At 61.1% G+C, this 15,583-nt stretch carries 10 protein-coding genes and 1 pseudogene; 3 read left to right on the forward strand and 8 right to left on the reverse strand.

From position 1 onward, the window contains the following. Positions 1–126: 126 nt before the first annotated feature. The 3 genes from NKH67_RS21440 to NKH67_RS21450 form a co-directional block, all read right to left on the reverse strand. Positions 127–492: a response regulator transcription factor gene (locus tag NKH67_RS21440; RefSeq protein WP_352502307.1), complete on the reverse strand. Its 366-nt coding sequence runs from the start codon at positions 490–492 to the stop codon at positions 127–129. Next, positions 489–3,308, reverse strand: a complete 2,820-nt coding sequence (locus NKH67_RS21445) for a PAS domain-containing protein (RefSeq protein ID WP_352502306.1) — start codon at positions 3,306–3,308, stop codon at positions 489–491. Before NKH67_RS21445 ends, NKH67_RS21440 begins: the two co-directional genes overlap by 4 nt. A gap of 1,360 nt (positions 3,309–4,668) precedes the next feature. Beyond that, positions 4,669–5,967 carry an epoxide hydrolase family protein gene (locus NKH67_RS21450; RefSeq protein WP_352502305.1) on the reverse strand — a complete coding sequence of 433 codons (1,299 nt, stop codon included), beginning with the start codon at positions 5,965–5,967 and terminating at the stop codon, positions 4,669–4,671. Positions 5,968–6,213: 246 nt separating this feature from the next. Here NKH67_RS21450 and NKH67_RS21455 point away from each other — a divergent pair, with 246 nt between their 5' ends. Both NKH67_RS21455 and NKH67_RS21460 read left to right on the forward strand, forming a co-directional pair. Then, positions 6,214–7,236, forward strand: coding sequence for an alpha/beta fold hydrolase (locus NKH67_RS21455; RefSeq protein WP_352502304.1), 1,023 nt, complete (start codon positions 6,214–6,216; stop codon positions 7,234–7,236). A 429-nt stretch (positions 7,237–7,665) separates the two neighbouring features. Then, complete coding sequence (locus NKH67_RS21460; protein WP_352502303.1) at positions 7,666–7,908, forward strand: DUF982 domain-containing protein; 243 nt, start codon at positions 7,666–7,668, stop codon at positions 7,906–7,908. 71 nt (positions 7,909–7,979) lie between these two features. Here the strand turns inward: NKH67_RS21460 and NKH67_RS21465 are convergent, their stop codons facing one another. Continuing rightward, positions 7,980–8,120 (reverse strand): hypothetical protein, encoded by a 141-nt coding sequence (locus NKH67_RS21465; RefSeq protein WP_502893789.1) that lies wholly within the window; start codon positions 8,118–8,120, stop codon positions 7,980–7,982. A gap of 93 nt (positions 8,121–8,213) precedes the next feature. On the opposite strand from NKH67_RS21465, the pseudogene NKH67_RS21470 reads away from it, so the two are divergent. After that, positions 8,214–8,745, forward strand: a pseudogene (locus tag NKH67_RS21470) (SOS response-associated peptidase family protein). A 26-nt stretch (positions 8,746–8,771) separates the two neighbouring features. Here NKH67_RS21470 and ligD read toward each other — a convergent pair. Genes ligD through NKH67_RS21490 form a run of 4 tightly spaced genes read right to left on the reverse strand, consistent with a single transcriptional unit; the run spans position 8,772 to position 15,288 of the window. After that, a complete protein-coding gene (gene ligD, locus NKH67_RS21475; protein ID WP_352502302.1) occupies positions 8,772–9,779 on the reverse strand; it encodes a non-homologous end-joining DNA ligase in 1,008 nt (335 codons plus the stop codon). Positions 9,780–9,834: 55 nt separating this feature from the next. Beyond that, positions 9,835–13,095 (reverse strand): error-prone DNA polymerase, encoded by a 3,261-nt coding sequence (locus tag NKH67_RS21480; RefSeq protein ID WP_352502301.1) that lies wholly within the window; start codon positions 13,093–13,095, stop codon positions 9,835–9,837. Continuing rightward, the gene (locus tag NKH67_RS21485; RefSeq protein WP_352502300.1) at positions 13,092–14,615 is read right to left on the reverse strand and encodes a Y-family DNA polymerase; all 1,524 of its coding nucleotides are present in this window, start codon (positions 14,613–14,615) and stop codon (positions 13,092–13,094) included. The genes NKH67_RS21480 and NKH67_RS21485 overlap by 4 nt, the downstream gene beginning before the upstream one ends. Then, positions 14,530–15,288, reverse strand: coding sequence for an ImuA family protein (locus NKH67_RS21490; RefSeq protein WP_352502299.1), 759 nt, complete (start codon positions 15,286–15,288; stop codon positions 14,530–14,532). The genes NKH67_RS21485 and NKH67_RS21490 overlap by 86 nt, the downstream gene beginning before the upstream one ends. Positions 15,289–15,583: the final 295 nt, after the last annotated feature.

Below are 15,583 nucleotides of genomic sequence, written 5' to 3' on the forward strand. Positions count from 1 at the left end.
GTCCGCGGCCATTCTCCGCGTCAAAGATCGTGACCGAACCGCGAAGACTCGCGAGGGTTTCGGGAGGTGCTGTGGGCAGCGGGTAGAGCACGGTCCGAGGGCGACGTGCGCACCATCCTGAACCCGCTAGTGGAGAACAGCGTTGAGCGCATCAAGCAGCGCAGTATCAGTAAACGGTTTTAGAAGACATTCGGTTGTTCCGCTCTGACGCAGACGGTGACAAATCCGATCATCGCCATGTGCTGTGATAAAAACGATCGGAATCTGCCGACCTTGGAGCGATAGCTCGCGTTGGAGCTCGATGCCGGACATACCAGGCATTGCGATGTCAAGGACCAAACAATTGGTTTGATCGACCCGTTTAGAAGCCAAGAATTCCTCTGCCGAGGAGAATGCCTCGGCTTCATGGCCAAAGACACCGATTAGATCCGGCAGAGACTCGCGAATGGACTCATCGTCGTCGACAACAGCGATATATGCTCGTCGTATCATTGTGGATTTCCAGTACTATCCGCCGAATTCGGCGGGACGTGCTTAGAATTATCGACTGATGTTCCCGCAATCAGAGAAGGAACGGAGAAGTAGAATGCGGAGCCAAGGCCGTCGTTACGCTCAGCCCAAACACGCCCCTGATGATTCTCGATTATGGTTTTGCTAACCGACAAGCCGATGCCCATTCCGTTGGTTTTGGTCGTATAGAACGAGCCGAAGAGCTTCTCGGCCACAGCGGGATCGAAACCGCTGCCGGCGTCCTTGACCGAAACCCTAACATGGCCCGTTCGTTCCAGCTCAGTTGAGACCAACAATTCTCTCGGCCGATCCATCACTTCATCCATTGCCTCGGCGCCATTCAGTATGAAGTTAAGGACTACTTGCTGTAGCTGGACGCGGTCACCTATTACGTGCGGTAGATTTTGAGCAAAGTTGACGCGAAGGCTTACATTGCGTTTGTGTAATTCGTTCGATGACAATGCAACTACCTCTTGTGCGGCGGTATTCAGGTCCACGACCTCAGAAATCGTGGTTCTTTTGGTGAAGAGGGCGCGTAGCCGAGAAATTACCTCCGATGCACGCTGAGCATCTCTGATTGTTCTCGTTGCAGTTTCACGAGCTCCGTCGACATTCGGCGGTTCGGCAGTCAGCATGCGCAGGGCCGTACCGGCGTTCGTCATGATGCCAGCCAAAGGCTGATTTAGCTCGTGGGCAATCGATGCTGTAAGCTGACTCATGGTCATCACCCGCGTCATGTGAGCGAGCGCCGCCTGGGTCTCGCGGAGTTCGTCTTGCGCCTCTTTCCAATCATGCATGTCGACACATACGCCGTGCCACTTGAGGATTCGCCCTTCTTCATCACGCAGCGGTAGACCGGTGGTTAGACACCAGCGAAACGAACGGTCGGCAGCGTGGACGAGGCGCGCTTCGACCTGATAAGGCGTGCCGGTCGCGACACTCCTGGACCACGCGCGCGTAGCTTGAGCGAGATCATCCGGATGAACGAGACTTCTCCAACCGTCGCCCGTGATTTTGCCGGCAGCCACTCCGGTATAGTCGAGCAAACGCGTGTTGCAGTAGTCAATCGCCCCGTCAGGTTTGGCGCTCCATAGCATCTGAGGAATGGTCTCCGTGAGATGACGCAGATTCCATTCGCTGGCGCGCAACTTCTGCTCTGCACGCTTCAATTCCTCGATATCTATCGTAACTCCGAACCACTTGACGGCCCCCGCTTCATCACGAAGCGGATTTGCCCGAAATAAAAACCAACGGTACTCCCCGTCGAAACGACGAAAGCGGGCTTGTACTTCACCAGCACGCCCCGAAACTAACAAGTCCTTCCAGACACCGGCGCTTGCCTCACGATCGTCCTGATGAACCACGGCTGACCAGGGCCAGTCCTGCATCTGGTCCCGCCCAATTCCGAGATATTCGAGATAGCCGCTATTGAGGAAATCGGTGCTACCATCCGCACCAGCCGACCAAACGTAGACCGGAATCGTATCGATGATTTGTGCGAGGGTCCGCTCGCTTGCTGCAATAGCCGATTCGGCCGCCTTTCGATCATGGATATCGATGCAACTGCCGTACCATCGCAGGATTTGACCGAAGTCGTCATGGAGCGGCAACGCATTGGTCAAGACCCAGCGATAGCTGCCGTCGGCAGCATGGAACGTTCGCACTTCGACCTGATAGGGCGCCCCATTCTCAATGCAAGCAAGCCAGACTTTCCTGGCCCGTTCGACATCGTCGGCGTGTAGCATTTTGATCCAACCACCGCCGATGATTTCATCGACCGAGAACCCGGTGTAATCCAACAAACGCGCATTGCAGTAGTCAATGGATCCATCCGGCGTAGCGCTCCACAGCATCTGAGGGATGGTTTCGGTTAGCTGGCGAAGGTTCCACTCACCGGCACGCAGCGCTTCCTCGACCTTTTTGCGATCTTCGATGTCGATGTTGACGCCAAACCATTTGACGACTCCGCCAGCCTCGTCGTGCAGAGGATTTGTGCGAAACAGAAACCAGCGGTACTCCCCGTCGAAGCGCTTGAGCCGAGCCTCCGCTTCACCTGCCTGACGTGAAGCCAACATCGCATGCCAACTCGCAATCAACCCCTCTAGATCCTCCGGATGAACTGCCTTCACCCAGCCCGCCCCAAGCGCCTCGTCGAGCGTAAGCCCAACGTAGTCGAGGTAGTGCTGGTTGAAGAAATCGGCCGAGCCATCGATCCGGGCCGACCACGCTAGAGCCGGAATCGTGTTTACGAATTGCGCGAGATTACGCTCGTTTGCAGCGAGCGCTTGCTCTGCATGGGCAAAGCGTTTCTGTTCGCTAAGTTGTGAAGCCGCTTGCAAGCCGATCGTCGCCTGGGCAGCCGCGACACTCAGGAGAACTGTCTCGGTCTCGCGCGGGAAATCCTCCCGCCGCGATCCTGTCACCAGCAGCCCGAACTCTCCAAGCACGCCGAGGCGCATAGGCAGGATCGTAAGAACACTGCCGCCAGCCGTAAGTCGTTGCGGCGCCCCCGCGGTCATCAAGGGTGCGAGCATCGCCCCGAAATCCTCCGCTGTGGCCACGCTTCGCGCCCATTGTGATAGCCGCGTTATCTTGAGTGGCGGGTCGTCGCTCGCATCCTTCAAGTGCAAGTGGGCGAAGTCGAGATCCAGCATGCCGAAAACCAGGTCAAGTAATTGACCGGCGATCAGGGATGGCTCGCGACCAACCCATTTGCTGGGCAGCGCCATAACGCTGCCCAGATCGCTGAGACAGCGCTGAAGCCGTTTATTCTCGGCGAGGAGAACGTCGGTATGCATGATCAGCTTGCAGTTCGTTGCGAGAGCGCTTTGTCAGTTCGGCGTTGAAACGGTCCTTGAAGAGACTCTTGCGTGGTGGCGAACAAAGGATTTTGCTAAAGGAGAGCAAACTGACCGACCTACGGGTCGGCGCCGGCAGTTGTGCGAGGGTTCAAGTCGTCAATGCGCTCCACTGATAATTGCATGAAAACGCGATACCCTTGGTCCTGACGTTGAAGAATCACAAACGCCAGGCACTCGATCCAGTTGAACGCCCCGAACCAGCATAGGCTGCGCTGACGTAGCCACCTAACTCCCCAAGCGCGGGACTTTGATGCCCCAATAGCTAACGCTGCCCCCTCCCATTCCGAAAATCCATAGCACCTTGGTATTGGTCTGGTTTTTTTCCGTCGGTGGTTGGGCAAAAGCTCGATCAAAAGGATGCGGAACATTCGCGTCCTCTCTCCCCTTCTTTAGAGATGATTTCGTTGAGACGCAGCATTTCAAGCGTCACTCGGAGTCATGCAATTGCGAAATATGGCAACCTTCGAAAACCCGACCGAGGAGGTCAAGCACCTTCAGCGATCGATGGGAGATCCTGTCAACCTCGCGGCGCTTCCTGCCATGTGGATTGGTGGCGACTGGCTGCTTGTGACGGAACCGTTGCTGGACGCATTGTTCGGCATGCTCCGTGTCAATTTCGTCTGCGTACTTCTCATGACGGCAGTGGCGGCATCAGCAACCTGGTCAGCCTCGCACATTCGCTGGGCGAGACCCTTCAGCCCGGCGAGACTGGCACGGCCTTGTCCGGGGCGCTCGGAGGGCTTGTTTTGCAACGGCCGAGCTTGCTCAAGCAAACGAAGCACTGCGGAGGGACAGCGGGCCGCAGGGGCGGTTCGCGACGCTGAGCTTGCTTGGCGGTTCGGTCATCGGCGGCATCCCGCCTCCACTGCGACATGGTCGCCCACGGGAGGGTGGAAACCGTCAACCGCCAGATTGTCGAATACACTGGCTGCGAACTGGACGAGACGGAATTCAAACGACCAATGCCACAGCCCTCGGCATCGGGCTCTCCATTAGCCGCTCAATCGCTGAGCACCACAAAAGCACATCTGGGCGAGCCCAAATACCGGCCCGGGAGCTAGCTTCTCATTTGCCATCCCTTACACCTCGAACAAATCCGCAGCAGCTGAAACCGCTGCACACGCAAAGCGCGGCTACCTAGTCACACCTTGAGGGGCGCCGATGACCAACCGTCCGCTGTGGCGATCATCGACAATGGCGTCATGAAGGACACGCGACCGCCCGCCTTTACGAGCACGGCGGGCCGCCGCGCACACCCCCTTACCTGGGCCGGGGGCCAGATCTGCACTGGAACTGGTCAGGCGCTATGGAACGACCCGAACGCGGCCCGAAGCTCGTTTGCGAAAACCTTCGGCTGTTCCCAGGCCGCGAAATGACCGCCTTTCGGGAGCCGGTTGTAGTAAATCAGCTTGGGATAGGCCTTCTCGGCCCAGCTGCGCGGCGCCGTGTAGATCTCGTCGGGGAATGCACTCACGGCGGTCGGGAGCGGCACGCCTTTCGGCGCGAAGAAGGCAAGTTTGCTTTCCCAGTAGAGGCGCGCCGACGAGACCGCAGTGTTGGTCAGCCAGTAGAGCGCGATGTTGTCGACAATATCTTCCTTGGACAGACCCTCGGATTTTCCGTCGAAGACGCGGGCGATCAGGTCGTAGCTGCGTGCATCGTGGTCGAGCATCCAGGCTGCCAGGCCGACAGGTGAATCCGCCAGCGCGTACAGCGTCTGCGGACGGTTTGCCATCTCCTGGGCGTAGGCCAGCCCATGCTTCCAAAAGAAATCGAGCTGATCCCAGGCATAGCGTTCGTCAGCCGACAGCCCGGACGGCGCGGGGCCGCCCGACGCCAGCGCACTGGACACCTCATCCGGTAAGGTGGCCGGCATGTTCGTGTGGATGGCGATCAGGCCCGGCGGCGTCTGCAAGGCCATCTGCTCGGTGACGGCATTCCCCCAATCACCGCCCTGCGCCACATACCGCGTGTATCCCAGGCGGGTCATCAGCTCGCCCCAGGCCCGCGCGATCCGGATTGGATCCCAGCCGGCCGCAGTCGGCTTCCCAGAGAAGCCGTGTCCTGGCAGTGACGGGATGACAAGATCAAAGGCCTCGGCGGCGCTCCCCCCGTGGGCCGTCGGATCGGTCAGGGGAGCGATGATCTTCAGCTGCTCGATGATCGAGCCGGGCCATCCATGGGTGACGATGGCTGGCAGCGCGTTCGCATGCTTCGAGCGAATATGGATGAAGTGAATATCCAGCCCGTCGATCTCGGTCACGAACTGCGGCAAGCCGTTCAGGTAGGCCTCGCATTTGCGCCAGTCGTATTCGGTCCGCCAATAATGCACGAGCGCCTGCATCGTCGCGAGCCGAACCCCTTGGGTGGCGTCTTTCACCGTCTCGCGTTCGGGCCAGCGCGCCGCTTTGAGACGCCGCTGGAGGTCGTCGAGATCCGCGTCCGCAACGTGGATACGGAACGGACGGATGGCGGCAGATCTGCCCCTCGTCGAAACGGTCTCGGCGAAACCTGGGGAGGTGATCATTGCAATAGCCCCCGCAGCGGATGCTGCGAGGACTTCCCGGCGGGTGGACATCGAAGATATTGGTGACATCTGTACCTCCTCTTGACTTGGTCAAAGCTGCTCGCGACGAGCCAGCATCAATCCATGAGGCCAGTAAGTTCCGGTCGGCTCTATTGGACGTTGGTATCGCCGATACCTTGGTATGCCTCCGTGAACTCATCTCCCGGCAGCGCCGAGGTCCGCCACGAGACCTCGGGGCCGTCCTCGTCGGTACAAAGGTATCGGCGATACCTCGGTCCAATGGAGCCGGACTTCAGAGCCGAGGACAATGCATGAATGAACAAGGATGGACTTTTCTCGGTTGGCGGATCCCGTCGCGATGTCTTGTTGGCCAGCCTTAGCGCAGCGGTTGCAGCCGGACTGACCGTCACTGGTGCGGCTCGGACTACCCGAAAGCAAGACCTTCCCACCTCCCAATCAAACAAAGGAACGAAAACGATGAGCACAATCACAACCAAGGACGGCACCGAACTTTATTACAAGGACTGGGGCAAGGGCCCGGTTGTGACGTTCTCGCACGGCTGGCCGCTGAATTCCGACGCCTGGGACGGCCAAATGCTGTTCCTCGCGCGAAACGGTTTCCGTGTGGTTGCGCACGACCGACGCGGCCATGGGCGGTCGAGCCAAGCCTCGTCCGGCAACGATATGAACGGCTATGCCGACGATCTCGCAGCCGTGATCGAGGCGCTGGACCTTCAGGACGCCACGTTGGTCGGACATTCGACCGGTGGAGGCGAGGTCGCTCGCTATATCGGACGGCACGGGACCGAGCGGGTCGCCAAGGCTGTTCTTATCGCCGCCGTTCCGCCGATCATGCTCAAGACCGAGGCCAATCCGGAAGGACTGCCGATCGAGGTGTTCGACGGCATTCGCGCTGGCCTCGTCAAGGACCGATCGCAATACTACAAGGATCTGGCAGTCGCATTCTACGGCGCCAACCGGGAGGGCACGAACGTCTCGCAGGGTATGCTCGACCAGTTCTGGCTCTGGAGCATGCAGGCCGGCCTGCTCAACGCCTACGAAAGCGTCAAGGCATTCTCGGAGACGGACTTCTCCCAGGATCTGAAGAAATTCGACGTGCCGACGCTGGTTCTGCACGGGGAAGACGATCAGATCGTCCCGGTCGAGGATTCGGCGCGGAAGTCGGCGAAGTTGATCAAGGGCGCGAAGAACATCTACTACCCGGGCGCGCCTCACGGCATTACAGCCACGCACCAGGATCAGATCAACGCCGACCTGCTCGCCTTCATCACAAATCAGGATCGCGCGTCGTCAGCAATTCCGTGGAGGAGCCAATGACCATCCTTGGCAACCTTTCGCGGATCTTGAACCGCGTGTCAGGCGGCGCACGCGGCCAAACGTTGTGCGCTCGCATAGCCGAGCGGTCGCCTGAATGCTGGTTCTGTCAGCTTATGTCACGGATCGTAGAGCCGAACCATTGCGCCATCGAGCTGGCGCGCTGGCGTAGGCGCGGAACATACGTTGCGGCACGGCTGCCGTACGGGTAGCCACGGCCGCCAATGACAACGTATGGGGCCTATGCGGTAACTGGGGAGGCAGTGCTTGTGCACCAGTGGTCATCGACCCAGGGAACCTGTCATCGTTTAAGGAAAGGGCTTTTCTGGGTCTTGACGTCGCTGGCCGTAGCTGAGGCCATACACTATGAATTGACCCAACGTCATGACACGCAAACAACGGTATTGAAGTCGGAACGGAGAAGGTAATTGCATGTCGAGCAGGTTCGTCCGGCCCGTGGTGGTGCAAATTGGCCGGCATGACCGTGAGCGAGTCATATTCGATGTGAACGACGCAGCCACGATCCTGCTGCGAAGTGTCCCTCATCCGACGGAGAGGCGAAAACTGGCTATGGATGCATGTCTTCAGGTTCTGCGAGGTGAAGCCCAGACGCCGGTTGCGAGACGGGCCTTCGTTGCAGCGGCGTTAGAAGCCAAAATCCTACGCAGCGACTGAGGTCCAAATGATATTAGATCATAGTGACAGCGGCGGATGGCTGGCGAGATCACGAAGGTCGGGTTTTTGCTTCAAAATGCAAGCGCCGCCTGTTGCGAAACCACGAACGTGCCGGCAGGCAACGGCCGAAGCAGCTCTTCTTCCAAGCCGGCCCTGTCGAGCCAAGCCATCCGCTGATCGCGCCGCAGCACCGCCATCTGCCGGTCGAACACGATCGCGGTGCAATGCGATCGGACGGAGGACCGATGTGCAATGACTATCGATTGACGGTGGATGTCGCTTCGATCGTGGACGACTTCGCCGACCTGAAGATCAAAATCCGCTTCGGCGAAGGAGCGCCGAACCTCGAGGCGCGAGAGGACATCAAGATCACGGACGTGGCGCCGATCATCAGGACGATCGAGGGCGTCCGAGGCGAAGACGATATGATGCAACGTCGCTGGAGCTGGCCCGGACCGAACAAGCGGCTGGTCTATAATTTCCGTTCGGAGGGCCCGAGAATTCACGTCCGGTCGCTGCCTGATCGTGGCGGACGGCTTTTACGAATTCACCGATCCGGAAGACCCCAAGAAGAAGCGCAAGGACAAGTGGCTCTTCACAAAGAGGGAGGAGCCGATCTTCTGCATCGCCGGCATCTGGCGTGAAACGCCTGAGGTCGGCGAGGCATTCACCATGCTGACGATGGAGCCACGACCCGACATCGCGCCCTACCACGACCGGGAGATCGTAATCCTCGATCGCGGCGCGTGGGCGGATTGGCTCGACCCTTCGGTGCCGGCCAAGTCGCTGATCAAGCCCCTTTCACCCGGCACGCTGCAGGTGAAGCAAGTCGGATGAATGAACCGGTCGGCGACCGATGCCGATCAGGGATGGGGCACGGAACGCACCACCTGCCGGGCTGGCTTATCCTGCCGCTCACCTTGATACGAAACCTGACGCAGGAGATTGTCTTCCGTCCAGGTGAGATAGGCGACCTCGACCACCATTTCAGGCCTGACCCAATGCACGCGCGACAGCTCAAGCGGCGAGCCGAACCGGCTCTCGCGGGGCGGTGGGGCGTCGAGGGGCATTCGAGCTGCCTGAAGTGGTTCAAGCCGGCCAGCCAATCGCTTGAGCTCTGCAACCGTGATGCCCGTGCCGGCGCGGCCCGCGTACATCAGACGACCATCATCGGTGTAGTAGCCGAGAAGCAGCGAGCCGATATGCGGGCGGCTTCCCGTCGGATCGGTCCAGCCGACGACGATGAATTCCTCTCTGTTGAGACACTTTGACTTGACCCATAGGCCGCGATTACCGGATGCATAGGCGCTGTCGATCCGCTTTGAGATAGCGCCCTCGAGTGCAAGCCGGCAGGCGTGCTTGCGGAACGCAGGCCCGTCGCCGATCACGTGACCGCTGAAGTGCAGGCCGGGCATGTCGTTCGAAAACAGGCCTTCCAGCCGCGCCTTGCGATCTATCAGCGGCAGCTTCGCAATGCTTTCTCCGTTGAGAAACAGAAGATCGAAAGCAAAGAAGGCAAGATCGCCCGTGCGGCCCTCGTCCATAGCGGCTTGCAGACGGCTGAAGGAGGTGACACCGTCGGCCCGAACGGCGCACAGCTCCCCGTCGACATATGCGTCTTTCACCGGGAGCGCGCGCAGGGCCGCTATCGTCGCTCGATATCGATGCGACCAATCGAGGCCGGTGCGGGTAAGCAAGCGGATGTCGCTGCCGTCGATCCGTGCGTGCATGCGGTATCCGTCGTACTTGATTTCGTGAAGCCAATCGGGGCCGTTGGGCGCTTCGTCGACCAGGCGCGTGAGCTGAGGCTCGATCCATTTCGGCGGATGCGTTTTATTCGGCTTTGTGGGATTCACCGTCTTGCGCGCCAATTGAGATAAAGCGTCGTCATGCGGGCGAGACTACCACATGATAACCGCTGCAGCTCTATCGGAAATCCCGCGTCTTCACCTTGATGCGGTCGATGTGCTCGTAGGGATCGACGATATCGCGCGTTTTCGGCATGCCGCGCGGATCGATGCCCGATCCGCCATGATGGGCCTCGTCACCGCGGCCGTGTGGCAATGGAAATGGCGTGTCGCGGTTTCCGACGCTGGCGAGTTCGGCCGAAAGATCGGTCAACTCGTGGGCAACGAGATGCACCACCTCCCCTTCCCGCTGGATGCGGCCGCTCACGCCGAGCATGGCCGACGAAAGAAGCACGCGCCGGAATTTCTCGAACACCTTGACCCAGACAACGACGTTGGCGGCGCCGGTCTCATCCTCCATGGTGAGGAACATGACGCCTTTGGCCGAGCCCGGCCTTTGCCGCACCAGCACCAGGCCAGCGGCCTCGAGCCATCGTTTGTCCCTCGCCTGCATGGCTTCCTGGCAAGTCACGATGCGACGCCGGCGTAGATCGGCGCGTAGAAACGACACCGGATGGCTGCGCAAGGTCAGCCCGACATGACCGTAATCCTCGACAACCTCGCGCCCGGCCGTCATCGGTCTGAGCGTGATGACAGGCTCGTGGATTTCAGGCACCGTTTTCTGTTCACGGGACGTGGCGGCCGCGAACAGCGGCAAAGGTTCATCGCGCAGCGCCTTAATCGCCCAGAGCGCATCGCGGCGGGCAAGGTTCAGATCCGGCAGAAAGGCGTCGGCCTCGGCGAGCTGGACAAGTGAAGCCGCCGGCACGCCGGCGCGGCGCCAGAGATCGTCAACCGAGACGAAGGGCTCATCGGCCCGCGCAGCAATGATCGCCGCCCCGTCATCATTGGCGAGACCCTTCACCATGCGCAGACCGAGGCGGACAGCGAAGCGATCTTCGGCATCGGTCGGCTCCAGCGTGCAATCCCAGCGGCTTGCATTGACGCAGACCGGACGCACCTCGACGCCATGATCGCGAGCATCACGCACGATCTGGGCCGGCAGATAGAAGCCCATCGGCTGCGAATTCAGCAACGCGGCACAGAAGACATCCGGATGCCAGCACTTCATCCAGGATGAGGCGTAGGCGATCAGCGCGAAGGAAGCGGCGTGGCTTTCGGGGAAGCCGTAGCTGCCGAACCCTTCGAGTTGCGAGAAGGTCTTTTCGGCAAACTCCGGGGTGTAGCCGTTGGCGATCATCCCGTTGATCAGCTTGTCGCGGAATTTCGAGACGCCGCCAGTGTGCTTGAAGGTGGCCATGGCGCGCCGCAGCTGGTCGGCCTCGCCGGCTGAAAAGCCGGCGCAGACCATCGAGACCTGCATCGCCTGCTCCTGAAACAGCGGCACGCCGAGCGTCTTGCCGAGCACGCGCTCGAGCTCCGGCGTCGGAAACGTCACCTCTTCCGTTCCGTCGCGCCGGCGAAGATAGGGATGGACCATGTCGCCCTGGATCGGCCCCGGACGGACGATAGCGACCTCAATGACCAGGTCGTAGAAAGTGCGGGGCTTCATGCGCGGCAGCATCGACATCTGCGCGCGCGACTCGATCTGAAACACGCCAAGCGTATCGGCCTTGCGGATCATCGCATAGGTGAGCGGATCCTCAGCCGGGATCGTCGCCAGGTCGAGGGCGATGCCCTTGTGCTCGGACAGGAGATCGAATGACTTCTTCATGCAGGTAAGCATGCCCAGGGCCAGGACATCCACCTTCATGAATTTGAGGGCGTCGATATCGTCCTTGTCCCATTCCACCACCTGGCGGTCCTTCATCGCCGCCGGCTCGATCGGCACGAGGTCGTCAAGCCGATCATGGGTCAGGACAAAGCCGCCAGGATGCTGCGAGAGGTGGCGAGGCGTGCCGGCAAGTTGCGCCGCGAGTTCGAGGGTCAGGCGCAGCCGCCGATCGCCGAGATTGAGATTGAGCTCGCCGGCGCGCTGCTCATCCACTGCTTCGCCATGGCCCCAGACCTGCGAGGACAGAAGTTTGGTCATGTCCTCGGGCAGGCCGAGCGCCTTGCCGACATCACGGACAGCACCCTTGGTGCGATAGCGGATGACGGTGGAGCAAAGTGCTGCGTGATCGCGCCCGTAGGTTTCATAAACCCACTGCATGACGATCTCGCGCCGTTCATGCTCGAAATCGACATCGATGTCGGGCGGCTCGCGCCGCTCCTGCGAAACGAAGCGCTCGAACAGAAGGTTGTTGCGTTCCGGATCGATGGAGGTGATGCCAAGCACATAGCAGACGGCGGAATTGGCGGCCGAGCCGCGGCCCTGGCAGAGGATGTCCCGGCTGCGGGCGAAGCGGACGATCGAGTTGACGGTCAGGAAGTACGGCGCATATTTGAGCGTCTCGATCAGCCGCAGCTCGTGCTTCAGGATCTTGATCACCTTGTCGGGCAAGCCCTCGGGGTAACGGCGGGCTGCACCTTCCCAGGTCAGTTTTTCCAGCGCCTGCTGGGCGGTGAGACCCGGCATCGTTTTTTCCTCGGGGTATTGATAGGCGAGCTCGTCGAGCGAGAACCGGCAGCGGCCGGCGATTTCGGCGGTGCACGCCAGCGCCTCGGGGTAACGGCTGAACAGCCGCGCCATTTCATCGCCCGGTTTGAGATAGCGGTCGGCATGACGTTCGCGCCGGAAGCCGGCGTCGTCGATGGTGACGTTATGGCGAATGCAGGTGACGACATCCTGCATCATGCGGCGGGCCGGCTCGTGGAAAAGCACGTCATTGGTAACGACGGTTCGCACCCCCATCGCGGCCGCCAGGTTGGCCAGCTCGTAAAGCCGGAGCTGGTCGTTCGGGCGCCTGCGCAAGGTGAGCGCCAGATAGGCGCGATCGCCGAAGATCTCGCGCAGCCGCCGCAAACGAACGGCACAAATATCATCGGCGTGGTCCGGCACCAGGATCGCGATCAGACCTTCGCCATAGGCGACGACATCATCCCATTCGAGATGACACTTGGCTTTGCCGGCCCTGCCCTTCCCGAGCGTCAGCAAGCGACAGAGCCTCGAGTAAGCCGGTCGGTCGGTCGGATAGACCAGGACCGACATGCCGTCGGCGAGATCGAGACGGCAGCCGACGATCAGCCGCACGCCTGTCGCCTTCGCCGCTTCGTGGGCGCGCACGATGCCGGCAAGCGAATTGCGATCGACGACTGCCAGCGCTTCGATGCCGAGCAGTGCCGCCTGCGCAAACAGCTCTTCGCAGGATGATGCTCCACGCAGGAACGAGAAATGCGAGGTCACCTGCAACTCGGCATATCGGGTTCCGACAGTCATCCGAAGATTCCGTGCATGAACCACTTGTGCGATCCGGTCGTGGCATCCTCTCCGTCGCCGGCACGGAAGACCCAGTAGCGTTCGCCGTTCTCATCCTCGACCTGGAAGTAGTCCCGCACCGCAGCCAGCTCCGCGTCGCGCTTCCACCATTCCCCGAAGACGCGTTCTGGGCCGTCCGCCCGTTTCACGCGCCGGCGAACGCCGCGCCAGGTGAAGGTCACGGGCGGATGGTCCGGGAGAAGCGCCACTGTTTCGATCGGCTCGGGCCGCGGCAGCAACCGCGATGGGCGCGGCCAATGGCCGGGCCAGCCCTCGCCGGTATCAGGCGCCATTGGGGCAATGCGTTGAACCGACCGTTCGGGAACGTCGCTCTGCACCGGGGCGAAGCGATAGAGCCGGTCCTCGCCGACACGGTTGGCGAGAACGTCGATCACATCCGAAACGTCTGGCTCCGGCGCCTCGGCGAGCGTGGAAATCATCTGCTTGGCCCGCAGCGGCTCGGCAACGGTCGCGGCAAGCCGCATAAGCTCGATGCCGAACCCTGAATCGATCGTTTCTATTTTATCTGTGAGAAGCCGGGTCAAGCGCTTCGTATCGCGAACCGGCATTGCCGTGCCGACGCGGATCGCCTCGATCCGATTATCGACGCGGAAGAACAGAAGGTCGAGCCGGCGCGCGCCAAGCCCTCGCGTCTCGAGTGCGGCGCAAAGCTCGGCCACCAGCTTGCCCGTATAGCGCGCGATCGTCTCTGCCGCGCCGATCGGTTCGGCAAAATTGCGGCGCACTTCGACGATTTCCTGCGGTCGGATCGGCTCTATCGGTTCACTCACCCGCCCGAACGCCTGGTCGAGGCGGCGACCGGGTTCCGGTCCGAAACGCAAGGCGAGCGACGCGCGTGGCGTAGCGGCGAGGTCCGCAATCGTCTCGAAGCCGAGCCGACGCAGACCATCGATCGTCACGGCGGGTAGGCGAAGCGCCGCGATCGGCAAAGGCAGGATCGCCTGTGCGATCTCACCGGATGGAACCACAAGGATCTGCCGCGTGCCGAAGCGCGCCAGCGCGTGGGCTGCACCCCATCTATCAGCGACCGCGGCACGCGCGGCTAGACCGGAGCCGCCAAGTCGCTCCACCATATCGGTGAGCATTGCCGCCTCGCCGCCATGCAGATGGTCGGCGCCGGTCGTGTCGATCACGAGACCGTCCGGCGGATCGGCGGCGACGATCGGCGCATAGCGACGTAGCGCCCACAGCGCCAACCGCTCGAGCGCCATGGCGTCGTCATCGGGCTCGGCATCATGGACGATCAGGCCCGGGACCAGCGCCTGCGCCTTGCTCGCCGGAATGCCGATGCGCAGGCCCGCTGCGTGGGCTGCAGCATCAGCGGCAAGCACGACACGGCGGCGCCCGTCACGGCCGATGAGGACGAGCGGCGTCTCAGGCGGAGGCGCGGCGTCGCCCGATTTCCTTCTGAAGCGGTCTGTCGGCCACATCGGAAGGAAGAGCGATACGACCCTTGGCATCGCAAGCCTCCACTATGAAATCTGCACTCTCTCCTGCACGGCATCGGATCAGTTCAACGTGCCAGCGCGCCCGTCCAATCCCCGGCACCGGCAATGGTGTCGACGGCAGGACCGACACCCGCCAGCGTGTCTCGGCGGCGGTTGGCTGCCCAAAATCCGTTGCCTCCGTCTGCCGACGCCAGCGGCGAATGGCGATGCCGATGGCGCCGGAGCTTTCGGCGGCAAGCTGAAGCCGCCGTGAGGCCGTCATCGAAAGCCGGGCAATCTCGGCAACGACAGCGCCAAAACCTCCGCGAAGACCCTCTTCGAAACAGGCGAGAATGGATTTTTCGTCGCCGGCTTCGACATAGATTACCCGCCCTGGAGGAAGACCGGCCTGTTCGATTGCCGGCGCAAAAAGATCGGGCCGGGTAACGCACCACAGCACCTTGCCGACCGTGCGCGCGGCAATACCGGCAGCGAAGAGTGCAGCGGCCGCGCCATCGACGGCGCCATTGCCACCGCCTGCGACCTCGTGCAGACCGCCAAAAGCCAGTCCCCCTCCCGGCAGAACCCTGTCGATCGCGGCCACTCCGAACGGCAAAACCGTACGCGCGCGCGCATTTCCACCTTCGAGACGCGCGATTCGTTCTCGAAGCTCGGAAATGACAGCAGGGGGCGCCGATACACTCATCTGACCCTTGAAACGCGGAAAGCCCGTGATATGTTCTACATTTGTTCTCGTCTTGGTTAAGAGTCAACCGGGATGATGTCGTGCCCCCTGCGGAAGGAGGCATTCGATGCTCTCGGATAGTCCAGAGCGCGGGCCATCGGGCCATATACTTCAATGCGAAAATGCGAGTTCCAATTTTGGAGTTTTGGGCGCCGCGGAGTGTCCGAAAATTGTAGCATATTTCGGACATGCCGATAGTTGAGTCTGATACCGATCTTCGCTCGCGCCTGCTTGCCTGTAGCTTCCAAATACCCAC

This window comes from Mesorhizobium sp. M0968, assembly GCF_040319065.1.
In the GTDB taxonomy this organism is placed as follows: Bacteria; Pseudomonadota; Alphaproteobacteria; order Rhizobiales; family Rhizobiaceae; genus Mesorhizobium.